Raw genomic sequence first — 22,507 nt, 5'->3', positions numbered from 1 at the left:
GGACAGGCTCAGGTTCAGCGGAGCTCTCTGGAACGAGGCTCGCCGCGCATTCCTGGCAGCCAAGCCGGGCTTTTCTTTTCCGGATGTGAAGCCTTGTCGGGAGGCGCAGGAAAGGCTGTCAGGTGGACGCGCGATAGGTCCGGCAGGGGACTGTTCACCGATCCTGAGCGGATATCGACCTGTTCAGCGAACATCCACCCCGGATCGCGGTCCGACGGACAGGATGCCCTCCCCGGAGCACTGCCATGACCGCCACCCCGCGCGTTCGTCTGGATGTCTGGAGCGATTACGTCTGCCCCTTCTGCTATCTGGAACTTCCCCAGCTAGCGCGCCTGCAGGAGGAATTCGGCGACCGGATCGCCATCGAGTGGCATGCCTTCGAACTGCGCCCCGAACCCACTCCAACCCTCGATCCCGCTGGCGAGTACCTGCGGCGGACCTGGGATCGCGCCGTCTATCCACTGGCGGCCGAGTACGGCATGGTGCTGCGCCTGCCCCCGGTGCAGCCGCGCAGTCGCCTGGCTCTGGAAGCGGCGGAGTTCGCCCGTGAGCACGACCGCTTCGAAGCCTTCCATCTGGCGGTGTTCCAGGCCTTCTTCGAAGAAGGACGCGATATCGGCGACCTGGCGGTGCTCACCGATCTGGCGCACCGCGTCGGGCTAGACGCCCAGGCCCTGGAGCGCAGCCTTGCGGCAGGCGACTACAGTGACCTGGTACTGCACGCCGAGGATCGCGCCGAGACACTGGGGATCACCGCCGTACCGACCCTGTTGCTGCGCTCGGCCCAGGCCCCCATCGAAGACGCCCAGGCGCTGGATGGCGCCCTGCCCTTCGCCGACCTGGCCGCGGTCGTGCGTGGGCAGCTCGCCGCCGCGGAGGCTAGCGTTGCGCCGCCGGCTCCAGTTCCGGAAACAGCACCTCGGTGAAACCGAAACGGGCGAAGTCCTGAATCCGCGACGGATAGAGGCGGCCGATCAGATGATCGTATTCATGCAGGACCACCCGCGCGTGGAAGCCCTCGGCTTCCCGATCCACGGGGCGGCCGTCGCCGTCCACGCCCTGGTAACGGATGCGCCGCGCCCGGGGCACCTCGCCGCGTAGACCGGGAATGGACAGGCAACCCTCCCAGCCCAGTTCCTCGGTGGCGTCCAGTATCTCGATCCGGGGATTGAGCAGCGCCTGCCGAGGCACGGGTGGCGCATCCGGATAACGCGCGTTGCGCTCGAAGCCGAACACCATCAACTGCAGGTCCTCGCCGATCTGCGGCGCGGCGAGGCCCACCCCACCGGCGGCGGCCATGGTGTCGAACATGTCCTGGATCAGCGCGCGCAGCTCGGGCGAGCCGAGTCGCTCGGCGGCTACCGGCGGGGCGATCCGCAGCAGGCGTGGATCACCCATCTTCAAAATGTCGCGAATCATGCGAGGATTCCTCCCTTGGCTGGTCTCGTGACCGGCGTTCGCCAGGAGCTTAAACCAGATGTCTTCCCTACTGCTCGCCAGTGCGCTCGGCCTGAGCCTCAGCGCACCCCTCGCCCTGGCCGAGGAGGCCGCTCTCGCCGCCCGCCTGGACCCGATCCTGGAGCGTGCCATCGCTCAGCAGCGCATCGTGGGTACGGTAGTGATGGTCGCGCGCCATGGCCGGGTGGTGTATCACCGGGCGGCGGGCTTCGCCGATCGTGAGACGCAGCGCCCCATGCGAGAGGACGAGCTGTTCCGCTTCGCCTCCCTGACCAAGCCGGTGGTGGCCGTCACCGCGCTGCGCCTGGTCGACCAGGGTCGTCTGGATCTGCAGGCGCCGGTGACTCGTTACCTGCCCTACTTCACCACGCGCCTGACCGACGGCACCCCGGCGGTGCCGACCCTGGCACAATTGCTGAGCCACACCTCGGGGCTGCACTACGGCTTCGGCGAAGACCCGGACGGGCCCTATCATCGCGCTGGCGTGTCCGACGGACTCGACGGCGCCACCCTCACCCTCGAGGACAATCTGCGTCGCCTGGCCGGCGTCCCCCTGGACTTCCCACCGGGTAGCGCCTGGCGCTATTCCCTGGGTCTGGACGTGGTAGGCGGGGTGCTGCAGGCCGCCAGCGGCGAGACACTGCCGGAGGTGGTGCAGCACGAGGTGGCCGCACCCCTGGGCCTGCGGAGCCTGAGCTTCCATGTCGAGGACGCTACCCGCCTGGCGACCGCCTATCGCGATGGTTATCCACGACCCGAACCCATGAGCGAGCCCTATCTGCTGCCCTTGCCCAAGGGCGGCATCCTCTATTCGCCGGCGCGGGCGCTGTCGACCGCGGCCTTCGCCTCGGGTGGCGGTGGCATGCAGGGTAGCGCCGGTGATTACCTGGCGTTCCTGGAGGCGGTACGCCAGGGCAAGCTGCTGTCACCCGCCAGCCAGCGGCGGTTCATGGAGGATCAGATTCCGCAGCTGCAGCGCGAGGATGCTCCGGGCTGGGGCTTCAGCCTCGGGGCGGCGGTGTTGCGTGATGCACGAGCGGCGAAGACGCCCCAGAGTCCCGGTACCCTGCAGTGGGGCGGGGTCTACGGCAATGCCTGGTTCATCGATCCCGTCCGCGAGTTGAGCGTGGTGATCCTCACCAACACGGCCATCGCCGGCATGACCGGGCCCTTCCCCGATGCCATCCGCGATGCCCTCTACGCCGACTGACCGGCCTCCAGCCGCGCCTGCAAGGCGCGCAACTGCTCCTGCAGCGCGGCATGTTCCCGCAGCAGGGCCTGGTAGTCATCGGTGACGGCATCGGTGTCGATGTACACCTGCTCGATGAATTCCTTCTCCACCAGGGTGCGCGACAGCTTGGCCCGCTCCTCTTCGAGACTTTCGCGCAGGACCTCCAGCTCGTGCTGGACCTCTTCGTCCACTGCCGGCGGCTCCGCAGCGGACGGCGGGACAGCGGCAGACCGTTGTCGCAGTTGTTCCAGCTCCGCCTTCAGTCGTTCTACGGTGACCTTGAGGCCATCACGCTCGCGTCTGGTCTCCGTCAGGTAAGTCTGGATCAGCCCATGCTCCTGGGATAGGCGCTGAAATTTGGCCTCGGCACCCCGCATCTCGCGATTCTGGCCGTGCAGGCTGGTCACCAGCTTGTGCGCGCGATCCAGCTTGGACTTGAGATCGTCCAGCTTGAATTCGAGGTCTTCACGGTTGGAAAGAAGCTCATCGATCTGCGCCTGGTTGGTCTTCTTCCAGTCGGGATAAGCCTCTCCGTCGACCTCGTCGAGCCGCCCCATCAGGTCCAGGCTGTCACTCATGGCCTGGCCGAGCGGCAGCACATCCTGCTGCTGGGCGCTCTGGATCAGGTTGGCGGCCGCCTGGGCCTGGCTGTCAGGAGTGAGCTCTGCGGCGCTCGCCGCGGTCGGCCCGGCGCTCACCGCGTCTTCGGGCTGGGCAGCGTCCGACGGATGCTCGTCCGCTTCGCGGGTCCGGGGAAAGAGGCGCTGCCAGAGCAGTGTCAGGACGAGCCCGATCAACAGGACGTTGGAGCCGGTGACCAGCAGAAAGCCCCATTCGACGAGCCGGTAATCCGCCATGCCGCTCAGCTCAGCAGCAGCGCGATGAAGCCGTCGCCCAGCCCCGGGAAGGACAGGCTGAAATCGGCACGGCCGTTGTTCTGGCGCCACAGGCTGTAGAGCTTCTCGAAGGGTTTCTGCACCAGGTGGCTGGTGCCCAACGCCAGCGGCGAGCCGCCTTTGCCGGCGGAAATCATGCCGCTCAGATCGGCCAGGAAGGCCGCCGCGTTCTCGTACATTTCCCGGCTCAGGGTCGCACTGGCGATGGCCGAATGGATGGCCACGGGCGAGAACCCGGCGAGCGAACCGCCGAGGATGCAGGCCGCGTTGAGATCCAGCAGGCACACGGCTTCCAGCGCCTTGCTCTGTGGGTGGCTGTAGATGCCGATCAGGTAGGGCAAGGCGAGGCGATCGACCGGGATCGGTGCCATGGGCTCGATGTGGCAGACGATGGACGACAGCCCGAGCAGCTTCTGGATGACCTGGGTGTCGGGATTGAAGCGGGTCGGCAGTGGCAGACTTTCCCGCTCGGAAGCCTGGATGGCCCGCTCGGCGCTGGCCCCGTCCTGGAGCACCGTCAACACCGCCTGCTGCAGGGTTTCCTGGGTGAAGGGCTTGGTCACGACGAAGGCCGCACCGTTGCGATACGCCTCCTCGACATGGCGTGCCGAGGACTCGGTGGTGACGAAGCCCACCTGGATCTCGGGCCCGGCGCTCTGACGAATCGCCTGCAGCAACTCCAGGCCGGTCATGCCCGGCATGTGCCAGTCGGTCAGCACCAGGTTGGGCGTCCAGTCTTCCAGCAGCGCCAAGGCTTCCTCGCCGGTAGAGGCCGTGCGCAGCTCGCTGTCCTTGTACCCGGTGTTGGCCAGGATGCGCTTGATGATGGTCTGAACCGCTCGGCTGTCATCTACCACGAGGAATTTCATGACACTTTCCTTCCCTGCCCTGCATACGTCAGATTATTCCGCGGCCAGCATACGCCAGGCATGCCCCTTTGGATCAGGAATTCGATAGCAGTTGGCTAGCATCGACCGAACGGTAAGCTCGTCGCGATGACACGTCATCGGTCAGCGAAACGCTTTCTTTAACCAGGGGCAACGGCAATTCCAGCGTCGCGCAGAATAGCCCGAGCAGTTCCAGCTCGGGAATGTTCACCCTGTTGTCCGCTTCGATCAACGACAACAACCCCTCCAGCACCAGAGTGCGCGCCTCTGGTACCAACAGCATAAGACCAGCAAGGGCGCGCTCCAGGGCTGGACGCCAAAGCGCCGGTGGCGCGTAGGCGACATGGCGTCCCGGGAAGGTCGTGGCCATTGCGTGCAGGAACGCCCGCTGCGCCGCCGGAAAACGGTCATGGGCCTGTGCGGCCACCACCGCGTAGAGCGCGACGACGGCCGCCTCGCCCTGGGCGAGGGTAAGACGACCGGAGGGGCGCTGACGGGCTGGGGCCAGACTGGCGACCAGTTGCCGCTGCAGCACCCTGGCTAGGCAATAGCTGCTCAGATCGTCCGCGGCGTGTGGCTCCAGACGGGCCTTGAGCGCTACCAGTACCTCGCGCAGCTTCGCCCGCGGCAGTTGCCGCAAGGCCGGAAAGGTCAGTTGCGCCAGGGGTAGCCGTAGGGCGGGATGCAGATCGGCAAGGTTACCGGCCAGCACGGGGGGCAGGGTCGGGGCAGGCGCCCCGGCCAGGTGCAGGAGCAACGGCCAGGCCACGTCGGGCTGCCGCGCGCCCTCGCGCAACGCCAGGGGCAACTCCGCGAGCAGGTCAGCGGCCGCCGCGACCGAGGGCAGCTCCGCCACGGATGCCGCGGTGGCCGGGTCGGCCCTGACCACCGGCGGTGGCTCGCCCGCGACATAGGCCTTGCCCACCGGAAGGCTGGCCTCGGCCCGCAGCCGCTGCAAGTCGGCCGCCGAAAAGGACGGATCGAGCTGCTGGATACGCTCGAGCAGCGGCGGATGGGTGGCGAACCAGGAGGCCCCGGCGTCCCCCACCAGCATGTGGGCGACGCTGCGCGCCGCAGGGTGGTAGAGCCGCCCCTGCAGAGGATGCGCAGCGATCTTCTGCAGGGCACCGGCGAGCCCCTGGGGATAGCGGGTGAACTGCACCGCCGAGGCATCGGCCAGGCGCTCCCGCGAACGGGACACCGCGGCCTGGATCAACAGCGCGCAGCCCAGTCCCAGGGAGCCGCAGATATAGAGGGTCAGGCCGAAGACCACCTCGAACAGGGTGGAGGCCTGCAGCGATCTCTTGCCCGAATGACGGGAGCGGGTGACCAGCAGTTCGCGGCCCAGGTCGGCGAGCAGACTGATGCCATGCAACCAGCCGATCAGCCGTAGATTGAGGCGCATGTCGCCATTGAGCAGATGGCTGAATTCATGGGCGACCAGGCCTTGCAGCTCGGCGCGATCCAGCCGCTCCAGGGCGCCACGGGTTACGCAGAGCACCGCGTCGGCCGGACCGTAGCCGGCCACCAGGGCATTGATGGCCGGCTCGTCGGCCAGCAAGTAAAGACGCGGCACGGGGACGGCCGCGGCGATGGCCATCTCCTCCACCACGTTGCGCAACCGCTGGGCATCGGCTCCGCCGAGTTCGTCCAGAGACGTGGCGCCCAGTGCCGTCACCACCGCCGCGCCGCCCTGGCGGGCGAGCTGGCGGATTTTCCACAGCGAGGCACCGGTCAGGACCAGCAGCAGGCCCAGGGCGGTGAGCAGCTGGGCCGTCCCTACCCCACCCAGGCGCGCCACCACGCCTGGCGACAAGGCCAGGGGTGCGACGCTCCCCCCTACGGCAGCGAGACCGAGCAGCACCAGGGCGAACAGCAGGAAGCACAGCCGCGTCCGGCGGCGGGCCACAGACTGGTCGAGTACGAAGCGCACCGGCTCAACCCAAACTGATGCGTGGTGCCTGGCGGGAAACGCCCTCCTCCAGCGGCAGCGGCTGGGCCTGGACGAAGGCGAAGCGGGCCGCGAGCAGATTGCCGGGGAAGGTCTCGCGGCGGTTGTTGTAGTCCATCACCGCATCGTTGTAGGCCTGGCGGGCGTAGGCGATGCGATTCTCGGTGGACGCCAGCTCTTCGCTGAGCTGCTGCACGTTCTCGCTGGCGCGGAGTTCGGGATAGCTCTCGCTGACCGCCAGCAGCCGGCCGAGGGCTTGGCCCAACTGGTTCTCGCTGGCGCCCAGGGCTTGCAGGGCGGCTGGATCGTCCGGGTGGGTCTTGGCCTTCTGCAGGCCGAATTCCGCCTGCTGGCGCGCGGCGATCACCGCGTGGAGGGTTTCGCGCTCGTGGCGCAGATAGCCCTTCACTGCTTCCACCAGGTTGGGCACCAGGTCATGGCGGCGGGTGAGCTGGACGTCGATCTGGGCGAAGGCATTGCGACAGGCATTGCGTGCCGTGACCAGGGCGTTGTATAGGCTGACGGCGAACAGGCCGATGGCCACCAAGGCGGCCAGCAACAGCAGCAGTTTCATCGAATCGTCCTTGAGCTATACCGGAAGTCCCGAGTCTAGGGACTTCCGCCCACCCGCAGTCGACAGCGCGACGGATGTGGCGGTTGAGCGGATGGCTGGTGCGGACGACCCGCGAGCGGCCCTCAGGACGGAGCTGGCGCGTCGCTGTCGGTCGGCGTGCGCGGTCCCGCGCCCACCTTGCGGCCGGGGTGCAGCTCCGCCATCAAGGCATCCCGCTCCAGGCGAACCTGGGCAAGGGTGGTCTGGGTCCGGGTCAACTCTTCCTGCAGGCGCTGGGCCTGGGCCTCGGACGCGCGCAGTTCACGATTCTGCGCACGCAGTCCGGTCACTACCTTGTGGGCACGGTTGAGCCGCATGACCATGTTGTCCACCTTGAGCTCCAGGGCTTCACGGTGCGACAGCAACTCCTCGACGTAGGGGTCTTCGCTCTTCTTCCAGTCGGGGTAATTCTCGTCGTACACCTCCTCCGGGCCCTCGTCGAAGAGGTCGACATTACGATTCGGCGCGGGGCTGCTGGGCAGCGGCGGCGCATCGGCCGGCGGGGCCGCGATCTCGGCAGGGACGACCGGTGACGGGGCCTCGTCCTCGCTCTCGACCTTGGCGGCGGCATCGTTGGCGAAATGACGCTGCCAGAGCAGGAACACGACGAGGGCGATCAGCAGGATGTTGCACAGGGTTATCAGGACGAATCCCCAATCCATCAGCTGTGCATGGCTCATCTACCGCTCCCTTCGTTGCGCCGCAAACACCGGCCGGCCAGTCTTGTGATAATAGGCGCCATTCGGCGCCAAAATCGACTGGCGCGCGGCCAGCCAGCGCCGACCCATCCGGAACCCGCGCCGAAGACACTATGAATACAATGATCGCCTGGAGTCATCCTCCGCAGCCGAGCGGAGGATTGGCGGGGATGACCTGTCTGTCACCCGTGGCAGCTTAGGCGCTCGGCCAGGCGCCTTGGCTATCGGAGAGCGCCGATAGCCAGTGCTGCGGACCTGGGACGGCGGCGTCAGGCCAGGCTCTTGCTCACCACCTCGTAGACATCGCTGGACAGCTCGCCGCTGGCCAGGATGCGTTCCAGCTCGGCACGCATCAGTGCCTGGCGCGCCGGGCCGTACTTCTTCCAGCGGGTCAGGGGCGTGAGCAGCCGCGAGGCGATCTGCGGGTTGAGGCGGTTGAGGGTGATGATCTGGTCGGCCAGGAAGCGATAGCCGCTGCCGTCCTCGGCGTGGAAATTGACCAGGTTGGCGTTGGCGAAGGCCCCGATCAGCGCCCGCACCTTGTTGGGGTTCTTCAGGGTGAAGACCGGATGCTCCATCAACGCCTGGACGCGCGCCAGGCCACCGGGCAGCGGGCTGGATGCCTGGACGCTGAGCCAGGTGTCCATGACCAGCGGATCGGCCTTGAACTCTTCGAAGAAGCGCGCCAGGACGTCGGCCTTTTCCTGTTCGAAACTGGAATTGACCAGGGCGCTCAGGGCAGCCAGGCGCTCGGTCATGTTATCGGCGTGCTCGAACTGCTCCAGGGCGGCGTCGCGCGCCTCCGGCTCTTCCAGCAGCATCAGGTAGCCGAGCGCGGCGTTTTGCAGGCTGCGGCGGGCGATATGGTCGGCGCTGGCCTGGTAGGGCGTGGTACGCGATTCCTCGCGAGCACGGCGATAGCGCTGCCAGAGCACGTCACGCAGGGACTCGGCGATGGCGCGGCGCGCCTGACGACGGGCGCCATGGATGGCGATCGGATCGGCCTGCTCGGCCAGCTCCACGAGATAGGCTTCGGCCGGCAGCGAGAGCATCTCGGCGACCATGGCCGGATCGAGGGACTCGTCCGCTGCGACGGTACGCAGGGCCTCCACCAGCCGGGTGTCCAGCGCTTGGCCGGCGATCATGTCCTGCAGCACCTGGACGGCCAGCTGCTGGCCGGCATCCCAGCGGTTGAAGCCGTCGCTGTCGTGCTGCATGAGGAAGGTCAGCTGCTCGCGGCTGTAGGGAAAGCTGAGCTTGACCGGGGCGGAGAAGCCCCGCAGCAGCGAGGGCAGCGGCCGCTCGGGTACGTCGACGAAGGTAAAGCTCTGCTCGGCCTGGGTGACCGACAACACTCGGTCGGTGCCCTGGGCGGCGGCTTCGCCTTCCAGGCGCAACGGCAGCTCGCGGCCCTGGCCATCCAGCAGGCCCAACTGGACCGGAATGACGAAGGGCTCCTTGGTCGGCTGGCCCGGGGTCGGCGGGCAGCTCTGGCGGAAGGTGAGGCTGTAGGTCTTGGCCGCGGCATCGTAGTGCTCGCTGACCGCCAGGCGTGGCGTACCGGCCTGGCTGTACCAGCGTTTGAACTGGCTGAAGTCGACGCCATTGGCGTCTTCCAGGGCCTTGACGAAGTCGTCGCAGGTGACCGCCTGGCCGTCATGGCGCTCGAAGTAGAGATCGGTGCCCTTGCGGAAGCCCTCCGGGCCCAGCAGGGTGTGCAGCATGCGCACCACCTCGGCGCCCTTCTCGTACACCGTCAGGGTGTAGAAGTTGGAGATCTCGATGAAGTGGTCCGGGCGCACCGGGTGGGCCATGGGCCCGGCATCCTCGGCGAACTGGTTGGTGCGCAGGAAGGCCACGTCCTCGATGCGCTTGACCGTGGGCGAGTTCATGTCGGAACTGAAGCCGGCGTCGCGGAACACGGTGAAGCCTTCCTTGAGCGACAGCTGGAACCAGTCGCGGCAGGTCACGCGGTTGCCCGACCAGTTGTGGAAGTATTCGTGGGCGACGATGGCCTCGACCCTCTGGTGGGCGGCGTCGGTGGCGGTCCGCGGGCTGGCCAGCACGGCACTGGAGTTGAAGATGTTGAGCCCCTTGTTCTCCATGGCGCCCATGTTGAAGTCGTTCACCGCGACGATCATGAAGATGTCCAGATCGTATTCGCGGCCGTAGACCTCCTCGTCCCAGCGCATGGACTTCTTCAGGCTGTCCATGGCGTGCTGCAGCTTGCCGATGTTTTCCGGCTCGACGTAGATGCGCAGGGCCACGTCGCGACCACTGCCGGTGCGATAGCTGTCTTCCACGCACCAGAGGTCACCGGCGACCAGGGCGAACAGGTAGGCCGGCTTGGGGAAGGGATCTTCCCAGGTGGCCCAGTGGCGGCCGCCCTCGGCGTCGCCGCTGGCTACCGGATTGCCGTTGGAGAGCAGGATCGGGTATTTGGCCTTGTCGGCTTCCACCGTGGTGGTGAAGACGCTCATCACGTCCGGCCGGTCCAGGTAGTAGGTGATCTTGCGGAAACCTTCGGCTTCGCACTGGGTGCAGAACATCTTGCCGGAGACGTACAGGCCTTCCAGGGCGGTGTTGGTCTCCGGATGGATGCGCACCGAGGTCTTGAGCACGAAGGCTTCGCCCCGCGGCTGCAGGGTCAGGCTGCCGGCCTCGACCTGGTAATCACCAGCCGCCAGGGTCTGGTCGTCCAGGGACACCGCCAGCAGTTCCAGTTCCTCGCCGTGCAGCACCAGCGGCGGCAGACCTGCGCCCCGCGCCGGATTGCGCTGCAGGCGCAGCTCGGCGTGCACCAGGGTTTGGTCGTCGTGCAGCTCGAATCTGAGGCGGGTTTCCTCGATGAGGTACTCGGGCGCCTGGTAGTCCTTGAGGTAGATGGTCTGGGGCTGGTCGGTACGCATGGGCTTACATCCTTACTCGGAAACGGACACGGCCAGCTGATAGGCCGTGTACTTGCGAATGTTGATCACGCCGGTGTCGAACATCAGGTATTGACCCTTGATGCCCAGCAGCGTGCCTTCCACTACCGGGGTCTTTTCCAGATCCTGGCTGACCACCTTGGTGGGATAGACCGTCACCGGATAATGGATCTCGATGGGCGCCATGTCGACCACCGGCTGGATCGCCTGCAGGCCGAAGCGGCCCTGGAGATCGTCCAGACCCTGGGCGCAGGCATCGAAGATGCGCTCGCGCACCGCCACCAGATCTTCAGGTGCGGCGACGCCCTTGAGCATGGCACGCCAGTTGGTGCGGTCGCCCACCTGGCTGCGCAGCAGGTCTTCCACCAGGCCGGACTGCTGGCGGGTGGCGACCCTCAGGATCGGTAACGCCTGGTAGGCGCCCTGGTCGATCCAGCGGGTGGGCAGCTGGGTGGCGCGGGTGATGCCCACCTTGAGGCCCGAGGAATTGGCCAGGTAAACCACGTGCGGCACCATGCAATAGGTCTCGCCCCACTCGGGCTCGCGGCAGGTGCCGTGTTCGTAATGGCACTTCTCCGGGCTGACGATGCAGCTGTCGCACTGGGCCAGGGCGGTGAAGCAGGGATAGCAATAGCCCTGGCTGAAGCTCTTGCGCGTCTTGCGGCCGCAGTGGGTGCAGTGGATGGCGCCCAGGTATTCGAGCCGCACGTGGCGGCCGATCAGCGGATTGACCGCCACCTCGCGATCATCCAGGCGGAAGGCGTAGTTCACGGGGTTGGCCAGGGTCACGGCCATTTTGCGCAGGGCACCACGGCCCAGTTCGGTCATCACGGTGGTGTTTCTCTAGTCTATAAAAAACGCGAGGCGCCTCTTCGTTACCGAAGGGCACCTCGTCGGGCAATGCGCGGACAATCAGTGAATGGCGTCGGACTTGAACAGGATGTTCTCGATGGGTACCGATTTGGAGGCGCATTCCTGGGGGCCCATGTAACCGGTGCGCTGGTCCTCGGGCAGGTGCTTGGCCTCGTAGGCGATGACCGCCTGCAGACATAGCTCCACCTGGTCACGGCTCAGCTTGCGGCCATCGGGCCATTTGCCGATTTCTACGGCCAGCTTGAGGCCCTCGTAGATATCGGGGGTAATGTTTTCCAGCATCTGGGCGAAGGACGTCGACATGGGTCGCTCCGGACTCTAGTGAACCGCCAGTTTACCGGGCTACCGGCAACGGTGCACCTTGCGTGGGTCAATGAGGGGCATAGGTGGTGCTAGATGGTGACGAAGCGGATCGTGGCGATGCGCCGATGCGACCGCTCCTAAAGGTTTGGATGGACCTCGGGATTATCGCGGCCATGGGCCGCTCCTACAGCTCAGGCCCACTGTAGGAGCGGCCCATGGCCGCGATTCCCTGCTGCTACCCTCAACGCTCAGCGAACTCCAGGATCACATTGCCGCAGTGCTCTGGTGCCACCAACAGACGGCCGTCCCGCTCGACGCCCGCCAGGCCACCCGCCGCGAGCACCTCACGCACCCGCGCCAGGCTGGCCACCGTCACCCGGATGGCGATGGCATGGGGCCGCTCGACTCGCGCCTGGGGCAGGCCTACCGCGCCATACTCGGCGGCGGCCTGCTCGGGCGTCAGGGCGCGCAACAGGCCGCAACCGCTGTCGACCTGGAGCACCCCGGCGACCTGGCCGACCGCCTCCTCACCGTAGATCAGCCGCCAACGGGCGGCCAGTCGCTCGGGCTCGGCCGCCACGTAGGTCAGGGCCGCGATGCCCAGGGCACCGTTGGGATGCTGCTGCCATCCCGGCACCCAGATGAGCTCGGGGCGATGCTGGTGGCAGATGAAGTTGGAGACGTCCGGCAGCTCGTCGTCGAGGAACAGGCCGAGGGAGACCACCGCCTCGCCAGGGCTGCCATCGGGAAGGCGCATGGCGCGGCGGAAGTCGATGCGGCCCTGGCTGGCGAGGCCCCGCGCCACCAGCTCGGCATGGTCGCCATCGCAGTCGGTGCTGTGCAACGCCACCAGGGATATGCCCTCCTCCCGCGCCAGGAATTCGCCGAGCCGGCGTCCGAAGCAGAAGCCGTCCACCGCCCCGGTGCCGAACTTGGCGGGGTCGGCCACGCCGATCAATTCGATGAAGTTGCTGGGAAACATCATCAGGCTGGTGACGGTACCCCAGGGATGGTAGCTGACCGGCGACGGCGCGAAGCCCAGGCGCCGGTAGTTCGCCAGGGCTGCCGCATGGTCCCGCACGCTGACAAGGGGATGATCGATACCGAAACGTCGTTGGGCCAGGGCCATCAGACCACCTCCGCGGCTTGCAGGGCACCCAGGGCGGCGGGGACGGGGCCCAGGTCGCGCGCCGGTACGCCACCAACGACCCGCCCCGCCGGCACCGGGCGGGTCACCACGGCGCCGGCCGCCACCAGGGCGCCGAAGCCGACTTCGATATTGCCCAGCACCGTGGCGCCCGCGCAGACCAGGGCACCACGGCGAATCTTGGGATGCCGGTCGCCGCTCTCGTTGAGGGTGCTGCCGAGGGTGACGCCGTGCCAGAGGCTGACCTCGTCCTCCACCACCGCCGTCTCGCCGATCACCAGGCCCAGGCCATGGTCGACGAAGAGACCGCGGCCCAGCCGCGCCGCCGGGTGCAGATCCAGCCCCCAGGCGGTGGCGGTCCAGTTCTGCAGCAGCACTGCCGGATGCCGCTCGCCGGCCTGCCACAGCCGGTGGGCCAGGCGCTGCACCTGCACGGCGAGAAAGCCACGAAATTCAAGGAAGCCGCAAAGCTCGTCCGGGCAGGCCGGATTGATGAGTGCCAGGCGCTCCAGATCGGCGGTGGCGGCCGCGAGGATGTCCGCGTCGAGCAACTCGGTGAACCAGTCCTGCAACTCCACCCCGGCGGCAGGTTGCGCCAGCCCCAGCGCCAGGCGATCGGCCAGGGCGGCGGCGAAGGAGCCATGCCGCAGGATACGGGTATGGAGATAGGCCGCCAGGCGCGGCGTACGTGCCGCCTGGTCCTGGGCCTGCTGCTGCAGCCGTGGCCAAAGTGCCGTCATAGATTCCGCTCCCTGTGTGTCTTAGGCAGTCGGCCGAGTATGGTCTGCGCATCCATCGCCACCAATAGCCGATCCGGGCGCCTGTGTTGCCCAGAGCGCAACGCTGCTGAACCCTGGAACGCAGCGGCCATCAGAGAGGAAGCGCTTTCTGGAGACGTCATGCCTGCCTACCACTCCCTCGTCCTCGCCGGTGTCGAACTCTGGCTGCTCGCCGAAAAGGCCATCTATTGGCCAGCCCGGCGCGCGCTACTGGTGGCGGACATCCACTTCGGCAAGGCCGCGGCCTTTCGTGCCCTGGGCCAGCCCGTGCCGCACGGGACCACGGCCGGCAACATCGCGCGCCTGGACGGCCTGCTGGAACGCTACGACTGCCGGGAGATCATCTTTCTCGGGGACTTTCTGCACGCCCCGGAATCCCGCGCCCCGCTCACTCTGGATACGCTGGAGCGCTGGCGGGAACGCCAGGCCCGGCTGCGCCTGCTACTGATCCGCGGCAATCACGATAGACGCGCCGGGGACCCGCCAGCCACCCTAGGCATCGACGTGGTAGCCGAGCCCCTGGAGCTGGACGGCCTGTCACTGCAGCACGAACCTGATCCTCATCCGCGCCTGCCGGTGCTGGCCGGCCACATCCATCCTGCCTTCCGCTTGCACGGCCGTGGTCGCCAGGCGCTGCGCCTGCCCTGTTTCTGTCTGGAGAACGATCAGGTCCTGATCCTGCCGGCGTTCGGCGACTTCACTGGCGGGCACCTGCTGGCACCTGATCCGGCGCGGCGTTTCTTCGTAGTGGGGGATGGGGGTATCTGGCCCCTGCGCCAGGGCCAGACACCCTAGTGGTCAGCCTTCCTCGGTGATCCCGGTGATGGTGATGCCGTGGCGCTCCAGCAGCGCCACCGTGGGCTCGTCGTAATCCCGCGGGACTTCGCTGTCGTCGTAGTCTTCCAGGGCATCGTCGCGAACGATCTGGGCGATGCGCTCCATGTCGGGCTTCTGCTCGGCCTCGGTGGACACCACCGAGGTATTACCGTCGCTGTTGCTATAGGCGATTTTCCACTTCGACATCTCGAGGCTCCTCTCTTGGAAACGGCGTTCAAGAGGTTAGAGGGCAAGATGCCGAGGAATTCGCCCTAGCGGGGACGAAAGACGATGTCGAGCAGGCCCGCCAAGGCGCCGTCGGCACAATCCGCCGCGGCCAGGGCGTCGCGCGCCTGCTTGAGATGGCTCTGCAGCTGGCGCAGGGCATGCTCACGACCCAGCAGGCTGACCAGGGTGGACTTGTCGCCGTCCTTGCCGGCGTCCTTGCCCAGGCCCTTGCCGTCATCGAGGTCGTCGAGCAGTTGGAAAGCCAGGCCGAGCTGGCAGGCGAAGACGTGCAGCGCCTCGCGCTGGGCAGTGCTAGTGACCAGGGTCAGGCCGGCCATGCCCAGGGCAGCGGAGAACAGCGCCCCGGTCTTGAGCTGATTGGTGAGGGCGATGGCATCGGCCGGGCGCGCCTGCCGTCCCCCGTGCAGATCGTGGTACTGGCCGCAAACCAGTCCGGCGGTGCCCACGGCGTCGGCGAGTTGGCAGACCAACTGGGTGCGGATCTCCGCCGGTACTCCTTCCAGCCCAGCCACCAGGCGCAGGGCATGGCTGAGCAGGGCCACGGCGGCCAGCATGGCGACGTCCTCGCCGTACTGCACGTGCAAGGTCGGCCGGCCACGGCGCAGGCGGGCGTCGTCCATGCACGGCATGTCGTCAAGGAACAGCGAGGCGGCATGCACCATCTCGACCGCGCAACCCAGATCCAGCACCGCCTCGTCGGGTTGCCCGAGATCTTCGGCGGCGAGGATCATCAGCAACGGCCGCAGCCGTTTGCCGGGCGCGAGCACCCCGCTGCGAATGGCCTCGGCGACCGGATCGTCGCCGGCCGGCAACAGCTGTGCCAGACGCTCGTCGATACGGGTACGCTGCCATTGCAGGGTGGCGGCAAAATTGTCTGTCGCGTTCGGCACTAATACGGTCGCCATGAGTCGAGATACTCCAGGTGTAGGACCGACGAACGGTCGCACCTCGGTGGATTAGGTCCTTCGCACAGCGAACCCGTCGTCCCCTACCAGACCACAAAGACCGACGAAAGGTCACTCAGGGCGGACTCTAGAAGACATGGTGGATTGGGAACTGGCAAGTCGCAAGAACGACCATCTGGATATCGTGCTGGATCCCCACAAGGCCCGCAGCGCCGTCACCACGGGCTTCGACACCCTGAGGTTCGCCCATTGCGCCCTGCCCGAACTCGACCTCGATGACATAGAGCTCGGCACCCGGCTATTCGACCGCCCGCTAGCGGCACCTTTGCTCATCAGCTCCATGACCGGCGGCCCGGAGCGGGCGGCCTCGATCAACCAGCACCTGGCGGAAGCCGCCCAGGCCCTGGGTATCGCCCTGGCCGTCGGCTCCCAGCGCATCGCCCTGCAGCAAGGTGGTGACCAGGGCCTGACTGGCGAACTGCGCCGGCTCGCACCAGACGTGCCACTGCTGGCCAACTTCGGCGCAGCGCAGCTGGTAGCCGGCTACGGCCTCGACGAAGCCCGGCGCGCGGTGGAGATGATCGAAGCGGATGCCCTCATCATCCATCTCAATCCGCTGCAGGAAGCCGTGCAGGCCGGTGGCGATCGCCGCTGGCACGGCATCCTGGGTGCCTTGGAAAACCTGGTTACACATCTCTCCGTGCCGGTGGTCGTCAAGGAAGTGGGGGCAGGCCTGTCCGGCCGGGTCGCCCGCCAGTTGCTGGACGCTGGCGTGGCCGTGCTGGACGTGGCCGGTGCCGGCGGCACCAGCTGGGCGGCGGTGGAAGCCGAGCGCGCCCGCGACGAACAGCAGCGTGCCATCGCCCGCGCCTTCGCCGACTGGGGCATCCCCACCGCCGAGAGTCTGCGCCAGGTGCGCGCCGCCTGCCCGCAGGCGACCCTGATCGCTTCGGGTGGCGTCCGCGATGGCATCGACGTGGCCAAGGCCATCCGCCTCGGTGCCGACCTCGCCGGCCAGGCGGCCGCCGCCCTGCCCGGTGCCACCCAGTCGACCGAGGCGGTGATCGCCCATTTTCGCGTGGTCATCGAACAATTGCGCATCGCCTGCTTCTGCACCGGCTCGGCCGATCTGGCGCAGTTGCGCCAGGCCGAGCTGCTGGACGCCAACGCGCTGCAACGCCCATAGTGAAGGCCAGTCGACCGGACGCCGCCATGCATGTCGCCCTGATCTCGCCGCCGCTGCCAAGCCATCTGTCCACCCATCTGGTGCTGGGCGAGGCGCTGGTGCAGCTCGGTCATCGCGTCACCCTGCTGCACCAGGCCGACGTCGGCGACCGCCCGCGGCCGCCCGGCATCGATTTCCAGGCCATAGGCGCCACCAGCCATCCGCGCGGCAGCCTGCCACCTCTGCTCGCCCGCACCGCCAGCCGCCAGCCCTGGGCGGTGTTCGGGGTGATCGCCGACATGGCGCGCAATACCGACCTTTTTTGCCGCGAGGGCCCGGCCGCCCTGCGTGACCTGGGTGTCGACTGCCTGATCGCCGACCAGATGGAGCCCGCCGGTGGCCTGCTGGGGGACTATCTCGAGCTGCCCTATGCCTCCCTGGCCTGCGCGGTGCCGATGAATCGCGAGCCCGACCTGCCGCTGCCCACCCTGCCCTTCGCCTATCCCAAGACCGAACGCGACCGCCAGATCGTCCAGGGGGCGACCCGGGTGTTCGACCTGATGATGGGCAGCCAGGGCAAGGTCATCCAGCGCCATGCCCTGGCCTTCGGACTCGGCGAGCGGCGCACGCTGGACGACTGCTTCTCGCCCTATCTGCAGCTGAGCCAATGCCTGCCCGGCTTCGACTTTCCGCGTCGTGCCCCACCACCGCATTTTCACGAGGTGGGGCCGCTGCGCTCGCCCAGCGTCCAGCAGCAGCGCTTCGACCTGGAGATAGATCCGCAACGCCCCTTCGTCTTCGCCTCCTTCGGCACCCTGCAGGGCAGCCGGCTGGCGCTGTTCCGCCGGGTGGCCCAGGCCTGTCGCCAGCTCGGTGTGCAGGTGCTGATCGCCCACTGCGGCCGGCTCGACGGCACCGCCGAGCGGCGCCTGCTGGACGACGGCGCCACCTGGGTGACCGACTTCGCGCCCCAGGAAGCCGTCATCGCCCGCGCCGATGCCGTCATCACCCATGGCGGCTTCAATACCGTGCTGGACTGCCTGGCCGCCGGTAAACCCATGCTGGCGCTGCCCATGGTGTTCGACCAGCCGGGCATCGCCCGCCGCCTGGAGCGGGTCGGCGCCGGTATTTGCCTGGCGCCGCGGCTGGCGACCAAGGCTCGCCTGACCCAGGCCCTGGGCGCGGTGCTGGCCGATCCCGACTATCGGCGAGCGGCCGAGCGCTTCGTGCCCATCGCCGCGACGGCCGGTGGCGCCAGCACGGCAGCACGATTGGTGGACGGCCTGGCGGCGCGAGGACGGGATCGTGCGTCCTGACCTGCTGATCGTTGGCGGCGGCCTGGCTGGTGGCCTGCTCGCCCTGCGCCTGGCCGAAACCCGTCCGGAGCTGGATTGGCGGCTGGTGGAGGCCGGCTCGCAGCTGGGCGGCAACCATACCTGGTCCTTCCACCAGCCGGATCTCACCACCTCCCAGCACGCCTGGATCCATCCCCTGGTCGCCTACCGCTGGCCGGGCTATGAGGTGCGTTTTCCCAAGCGGCAGCGCCAGCTGAGCAGCGGCTACGCCAGCATCAGCGCCGAACGTTTCCATGAGGTGCTGAGCGCCCGGCTGCCGGCCGAGCGCCTGCTGCTGGGGCGCGAGGTGCTGCGTTTGCAGGACGATGGCGTGGTCTTCGCCGACGGCTACACCCTAGCCGCCGGCGCGGTGATCGATGCTCGGGGGCCGCGGCCCGATCCGGCGCTCTGGCTCGGCTATCAGAAATTCCTCGGCCAGGAGGTACGCCTGGCGCGCCCCCATGGCCTGACCGAACCCATCGTGATGGACGCCACCGTCGACCAGCTGGACGGTTATCGCTTCGTCTATACCCTGCCGCTGGCACCCGACCGCCTGCTGATCGAGGACACCTACTACGCCGACGGCGAGAGCCTGCCGGTGGAGCGCCTGCGCCAGCACCTGGCCGACTACGCCCAGCAGCAGGGCTGGACCATCGCCGAGGTGCTACGCGAAGAACAGGGCATCCTGCCCATCACCCTCGGTGGCGATGTGGACAGCTACTGGGACAACATCACGGCCGGCGCACCCATCGGTCTGGCTGCCGGGCTGTTCCACCCCACCACCGGTTACTCGCTGCCCGAAGCGGTGCGCCTGGCGGAGCACCTGGCCGCCCAGCCCTTCAGCTCCAGCACGGCGCTGCGCGCTACCCTGCGCCACTACGCCAAAGGGCGCTGGCAACGGCAGGGCTTCTTCCGCCTGCTCAATCGTATGCTCTTTCTCGCCGGCCGCCCCGAGCACCGGGTGCGCGTCATGCAAAGGTTCTACGGCCTCGGCGAACCCCTCATCCAGAGGTTCTACGCCGGCCGCCTCACCACCTTCGACCGGCTGCGCATCCTTTCCGGCAAACCGCCGGTACCGCTGAAACCGGCGCTGGATGCCGCCCTGGCCCGTCCTCCCCAGTTCAAGGAAGCAACATGACCCAAGGTAAGGCCCCCAAGCGGGCCATCGTCATCGGCGCTGGCTTCGGCGGTATCGCCCTGGCGGTGCGCCTGCAGTCGGCCGGCATCGCCACCACCCTCATCGAGGGCCGCGACAAGCCCGGTGGCCGCGCCTACGTCTACCAGGATGCCGGCTTCACCTTCGACGCCGGTCCCACCGTCATCACCGATCCCTCGGCGCTGGAAGAGCTGTTCGCCCTCAGCGGCCGGCGGATGAGCGACTATGTCGAGCTGCTGCCGGTCAGCCCCTTCTACCAGCTGTGCTGGGAAGACGGCACCCGCTTCGACTACGTCAACGACCAGGCCCGGCTGGACGAGCAGATCCGCGCCCTGGAGCCGGACGACGTGGCCGGCTACCAACGCTTCCTGGCCTATTCCCAGGCGGTGTTCGAGGAAGGCTATCTGCGCCTCGGCGCCAAGCCCTTCCTCAAGGTCGGCGATATGCTCGCCGCCGCGCCGAAGCTGGCCCAGCTCACCGCCTGGCGCAGTGTCTACACCCAGGTGTCGGGGTTCGTGAAGAACGAAAAGCTGCGCCAGGCGCTGTCCTTCCATACCCTGCTGGTGGGCGGCAATCCCTTCGCCACCTCCTCAATCTATGCGCTGATCCATGCCCTGGAGCGCAAGTGGGGCGTCTGGTTCGCCAAGGGTGGCACCCACGCACTGGTTCAGGGGCTGCTGAAGCTGTTCGCCGACCTCGGCGGCGAGCTGCGCCTGAACGCGCCGGTCGAACGCATCCTCACCGAAGGCAATCGCGCCACCGGCGTCTGCCTGGCCGACGGCAGCCAGGTCGCTGCCGACCTGGTGGCCTCCAATGCCGACGTGGTCCACACCTATCGCAAGCTGCTCGGCCACCACACCCATGGCGTGGTCGAGGGCAACCGCCTCAAGCGCAAGAGACACAGCATGTCGCTGTTCGTCATCCACTTCGGCCTGAGCCAGCCGCCGGTGGGTCTCGAACACCATATGGTCTGCTTCGGCCAGCGCTATCGCGGCCTGATCGACGAACTCTTCAAGGGCCCCGGCGTACCGGACGACTTCTCGCTCTACCTGCATTCGCCCTGCGTCACCGATCCGTCCCTGGCGCCGCCCGGCCACAGTGCCCACTACGTGCTGGCGCCGGTGCCGCACCTGGGCAATGCCGACGTGGACTGGAGCGTGGAAGGCCCGCGCCTGCGTGACAAGATCCTCGCCTATCTGGAAGAGCGCTACATGCCCGGCCTGAGCACCAACCTGGTCACCTCACGCATCTTCACCCCGGCCGATTTCCGCCAGGAGCTCAATGCGCACCTGGGCTCGGCCTTCTCCCTCGAACCCATCCTCACCCAGAGCGCCTGGTTCCGGCCGCACAATCGCGATACCGTCATCCCCAACCTCTACCTGGTCGGCGCGGGCACTCACCCCGGCGCCGGCGTGCCGGGCGTGGTGGGTTCGGCCAAGGCCACCGCCAGCGTCATCCTCGAGGAGCACGGTTAGCCATGACTGCCAGCCATGATGTCGTCGACCACGCCGAACAGAGCATCGCCGTCGGTTCCAAGAGCTTCGCCGCCGCCGCCAAGCTGTTCGCTCCCGAGACCCGCGAGAGCGCGGTGCTGCTCTACGCCTGGTGCCGGCACTGCGACGACGTCATCGATGGCCAGGAGCTGGGCCATGGCCAGATCGAAGGTGACCGTCTCGGCGGCCGAGCGCGGTTGGCCGAGCTGGAACGCCTGACCCGCGCCGCCTACACCGACGCGCCCCTGCGGGACCCGGCCTTCGCCGCCTTCCAGCGCGTGGTGCAGCGCCACGGCATTCCCCTGGCCCTGCCCCTGGACCACCTGGCCGGCTTTCGCATGGACGTGGAGGAAAGGGTCTATGTAGAGCTGGAAGACACCCTGGAGTACTGCTACCACGTCGCCGGGGTGGTGGGCGTGATGATGGCGCGGATCATGGGCGCCGAGGACGAAGAAACCCTGGATCGCGCCTGCGACCTGGGCCTGGCCTTCCAGCTCACCAACATCGCCCGCGATATCGTCGAGGATGCCCGCATCGGCCGCGTCTACCTGCCCCGGCGGTGGCTCGACGAAGTCGGTGTCCCGCCCGCCGAGTTAGCGGCGCCGCAGCATCGCGAAGCCGTGGCACAACTGGCCGAACGACTGGTGCGCCTGGCCGAGCCCTACTACGACTCGGCACGCCAGGGCATCGCCGCCCTGCCGCTACGCTCGGCCTGGGCCATCGCCACCGCCCGGGGCGTCTACCGCGAGATCGGGGTGCAGGTGCTGCAGCTGGGCGCCCATGCCTGGGATCAGCGCGTCAGCACCAGCACCGCCGACAAGCTGCGCCTGGTCTGTCGTGGTGCCGCCCGGGCCATGCTGTCGCGGCACCAACGCAGCGAGCCGCGTCCGGCCGACCTCTGGACCCGGCCGCGCCGCTGACGTCGGCCGTCTTGCGTCAGTCACATTTCTGCGCACCTTGGGGGTGCACGCCAGCAAACTTTTATGCGATAAACGGGTCGGATTAAAGCGACCCTCCACGGGCCGCGGATGGATGGATGCCCGAGCCAGAGCGCCGCATCCAGTAGTCAGCCTTCGAGTATGGGATTTGCACATGCACAAGACGGAAACGGCTGTTTCGCACGAACTTTTCGCTGCCCCGGCTTCACTCCTTGCCCTTGGCCTTTCCGGCACCGTTCAGTCCGCCTACAAACCTGAATTCTTCAACGCCACCCAGTGGCGCGCCCTGGTCGCCCTGTGCGTCCACCTGCAGGCCGATAGCGAGCAGGCCGATACCCGCCTGCCGGAATTCATCGACCGCCACATGCTTACTCCTTATGCCCATGGCGATCGCCTGAACGTCGTCGATCCCTTCGACGAGCAGGCCCAGGTCCAGCAAGGCGCCAATTTGCGCGACCTGCTGCGCGATGGCCTGGCAGTCCTGGATGCCTATTGCGTCGAGCGCCTGGGTGCCGGCTTCGCCGATCTGGCTGCTGGCGAGCAGGCCGAAGTGGTCGCGGCTGCCTCCGCCGGTACCCTCAATCCCCCGGCCAAGGAATTCATCGACCTGCTGCGTAACGAGAGCGAGCGCAGCCAGTATGCCCACTCGCTGTTCGCCGCCTACGACACCCCCGCCGTCGCCTGACCC

General features: G+C 67.5%; 22 protein-coding genes. 9 read left to right on the top strand and 13 right to left on the bottom strand.

The window, feature by feature from the left end; all coding sequences use genetic code 11:
* The first annotated feature begins 245 nt into the window (after positions 1-245).
* Positions 246-926 carry a DsbA family oxidoreductase gene (locus tag QZ471_RS13015; RefSeq protein WP_295464320.1) on the top strand — a complete coding sequence of 227 codons (681 nt, stop codon included), beginning with the start codon at positions 246-248 and terminating at the stop codon, positions 924-926.
* Here the strand turns inward: QZ471_RS13015 and def are convergent.
* Positions 880-1,419: a peptide deformylase gene (def, locus tag QZ471_RS13010; protein WP_295464318.1), complete on the bottom strand. Its 540-nt coding sequence runs from the start codon at positions 1,417-1,419 to the stop codon at positions 880-882. The genes QZ471_RS13015 and def overlap by 47 nt on opposite strands.
* Positions 1,420-1,477: 58 nt before the next feature.
* On the opposite strand from def, the gene QZ471_RS13005 reads away from it, so the two are divergent.
* Positions 1,478-2,668, top strand: a complete 1,191-nt coding sequence (locus QZ471_RS13005; RefSeq protein ID WP_295464316.1) for a serine hydrolase domain-containing protein — start codon at positions 1,478-1,480, stop codon at positions 2,666-2,668.
* Here QZ471_RS13005 and QZ471_RS13000 read toward each other — a convergent pair.
* The 10 genes from QZ471_RS13000 to QZ471_RS12955 all read right to left on the bottom strand — a co-directional run bounded on the left by QZ471_RS13000 (position 2,656) and on the right by QZ471_RS12955 (position 13,724).
* Positions 2,656-3,546, bottom strand: coding sequence for a hypothetical protein (locus QZ471_RS13000; protein ID WP_295464314.1), 891 nt, complete (start codon positions 3,544-3,546; stop codon positions 2,656-2,658). The genes QZ471_RS13005 and QZ471_RS13000 overlap by 13 nt on opposite strands.
* A 5-nt stretch (positions 3,547-3,551) precedes the next feature.
* Positions 3,552-4,454 (bottom strand): response regulator, encoded by a 903-nt coding sequence (locus QZ471_RS12995; RefSeq protein ID WP_295464312.1) that lies wholly within the window; start codon positions 4,452-4,454, stop codon positions 3,552-3,554.
* A gap of 73 nt (positions 4,455-4,527) precedes the next feature.
* Positions 4,528-6,405 carry a M48 family metallopeptidase gene (locus QZ471_RS12990; protein WP_295464310.1) on the bottom strand — a complete coding sequence of 626 codons (1,878 nt, stop codon included), beginning with the start codon at positions 6,403-6,405 and terminating at the stop codon, positions 4,528-4,530.
* Between the two features lie 4 nt (positions 6,406-6,409).
* Positions 6,410-6,997 carry a LemA family protein gene (locus QZ471_RS12985; RefSeq protein ID WP_295464308.1) on the bottom strand — a complete coding sequence of 196 codons (588 nt, stop codon included), beginning with the start codon at positions 6,995-6,997 and terminating at the stop codon, positions 6,410-6,412.
* A 122-nt stretch (positions 6,998-7,119) separates the two neighbouring features.
* Positions 7,120-7,716: a hypothetical protein gene (locus tag QZ471_RS12980; RefSeq protein ID WP_295464306.1), complete on the bottom strand. Its 597-nt coding sequence runs from the start codon at positions 7,714-7,716 to the stop codon at positions 7,120-7,122.
* A gap of 287 nt (positions 7,717-8,003) precedes the next feature.
* Positions 8,004-10,643 (bottom strand): aminopeptidase N, encoded by a 2,640-nt coding sequence (pepN, locus tag QZ471_RS12975; protein ID WP_295464304.1) that lies wholly within the window; start codon positions 10,641-10,643, stop codon positions 8,004-8,006.
* A 12-nt stretch (positions 10,644-10,655) separates the two neighbouring features.
* Positions 10,656-11,489, bottom strand: coding sequence for a DUF2797 domain-containing protein (locus QZ471_RS12970; protein ID WP_295464710.1), 834 nt, complete (start codon positions 11,487-11,489; stop codon positions 10,656-10,658).
* Between the two features lie 84 nt (positions 11,490-11,573).
* Entirely contained in the window at positions 11,574-11,837 is a 264-nt protein-coding gene (locus QZ471_RS12965) for a DUF1315 family protein (protein ID WP_007162881.1), read from the bottom strand.
* Positions 11,838-12,078: 241 nt separating this feature from the next.
* On the bottom strand, positions 12,079-12,969 hold the full coding sequence (locus tag QZ471_RS12960; RefSeq protein ID WP_295464708.1) for a VOC family protein: 891 nt from the start codon (positions 12,967-12,969) through the stop codon (positions 12,079-12,081).
* On the bottom strand, positions 12,966-13,724 hold the full coding sequence (locus QZ471_RS12955; protein WP_295464299.1) for a serine acetyltransferase: 759 nt from the start codon (positions 13,722-13,724) through the stop codon (positions 12,966-12,968). The genes QZ471_RS12960 and QZ471_RS12955 overlap by 4 nt, the downstream gene beginning before the upstream one ends.
* A 159-nt stretch (positions 13,725-13,883) precedes the next feature.
* On the opposite strand from QZ471_RS12955, the gene pdeM reads away from it, so the two are divergent.
* Positions 13,884-14,558: a ligase-associated DNA damage response endonuclease PdeM gene (pdeM, locus tag QZ471_RS12950; RefSeq protein ID WP_295464297.1), complete on the top strand. Its 675-nt coding sequence runs from the start codon at positions 13,884-13,886 to the stop codon at positions 14,556-14,558.
* A 3-nt stretch (positions 14,559-14,561) separates the two neighbouring features.
* Here pdeM and QZ471_RS12945 read toward each other — a convergent pair whose 3' ends face one another.
* Both QZ471_RS12945 and QZ471_RS12940 read right to left on the bottom strand, forming a co-directional pair.
* The gene (locus tag QZ471_RS12945; RefSeq protein WP_059226118.1) at positions 14,562-14,786 is read right to left on the bottom strand and encodes a hypothetical protein; all 225 of its coding nucleotides are present in this window, start codon (positions 14,784-14,786) and stop codon (positions 14,562-14,564) included.
* Between the two features lie 65 nt (positions 14,787-14,851).
* A complete protein-coding gene (locus QZ471_RS12940; RefSeq protein WP_295464293.1) occupies positions 14,852-15,733 on the bottom strand; it encodes a polyprenyl synthetase family protein in 882 nt (293 codons plus the stop codon).
* A gap of 136 nt (positions 15,734-15,869) precedes the next feature.
* On the opposite strand from QZ471_RS12940, the gene fni reads away from it, so the two are divergent.
* The 6 genes from fni to QZ471_RS12910 all read left to right on the top strand — a co-directional run bounded on the left by fni (position 15,870) and on the right by QZ471_RS12910 (position 22,504).
* A complete protein-coding gene (gene fni / locus QZ471_RS12935; protein ID WP_295464291.1) occupies positions 15,870-16,919 on the top strand; it encodes a type 2 isopentenyl-diphosphate Delta-isomerase in 1,050 nt (349 codons plus the stop codon).
* 26 nt (positions 16,920-16,945) lie between these two features.
* Positions 16,946-18,214, top strand: a complete 1,269-nt coding sequence (locus tag QZ471_RS12930) for a glycosyltransferase (protein WP_295464288.1) — start codon at positions 16,946-16,948, stop codon at positions 18,212-18,214.
* The gene (gene crtY / locus QZ471_RS12925; RefSeq protein ID WP_295464286.1) at positions 18,204-19,370 is read left to right on the top strand and encodes a lycopene beta-cyclase CrtY; all 1,167 of its coding nucleotides are present in this window, start codon (positions 18,204-18,206) and stop codon (positions 19,368-19,370) included. The genes QZ471_RS12930 and crtY overlap by 11 nt, the downstream gene beginning before the upstream one ends.
* A complete protein-coding gene (locus QZ471_RS12920) occupies positions 19,367-20,863 on the top strand; it encodes a phytoene desaturase (RefSeq protein WP_295464284.1) in 1,497 nt (498 codons plus the stop codon). The genes crtY and QZ471_RS12920 overlap by 4 nt, the downstream gene beginning before the upstream one ends.
* Positions 20,864-20,865: 2 nt before the next feature.
* A complete protein-coding gene (locus tag QZ471_RS12915; protein WP_295464282.1) occupies positions 20,866-21,801 on the top strand; it encodes a phytoene/squalene synthase family protein in 936 nt (311 codons plus the stop codon).
* A gap of 172 nt (positions 21,802-21,973) precedes the next feature.
* Positions 21,974-22,504, top strand: a complete 531-nt coding sequence (locus tag QZ471_RS12910) for a gluconate 2-dehydrogenase subunit 3 family protein (RefSeq protein ID WP_295464280.1) — start codon at positions 21,974-21,976, stop codon at positions 22,502-22,504.
* Positions 22,505-22,507 lie beyond the last annotated feature (3 nt).

Source organism: uncultured Pseudomonas sp. (genome assembly GCF_913774235.1).
In the GTDB taxonomy this organism is placed as follows: Bacteria; Pseudomonadota; Gammaproteobacteria; order Pseudomonadales; family Pseudomonadaceae; genus Chryseomonas.
The sequence above is the reverse complement of the archived record's forward strand: the minus strand, read 5'-3'. Positions and strand labels throughout refer to the sequence as shown.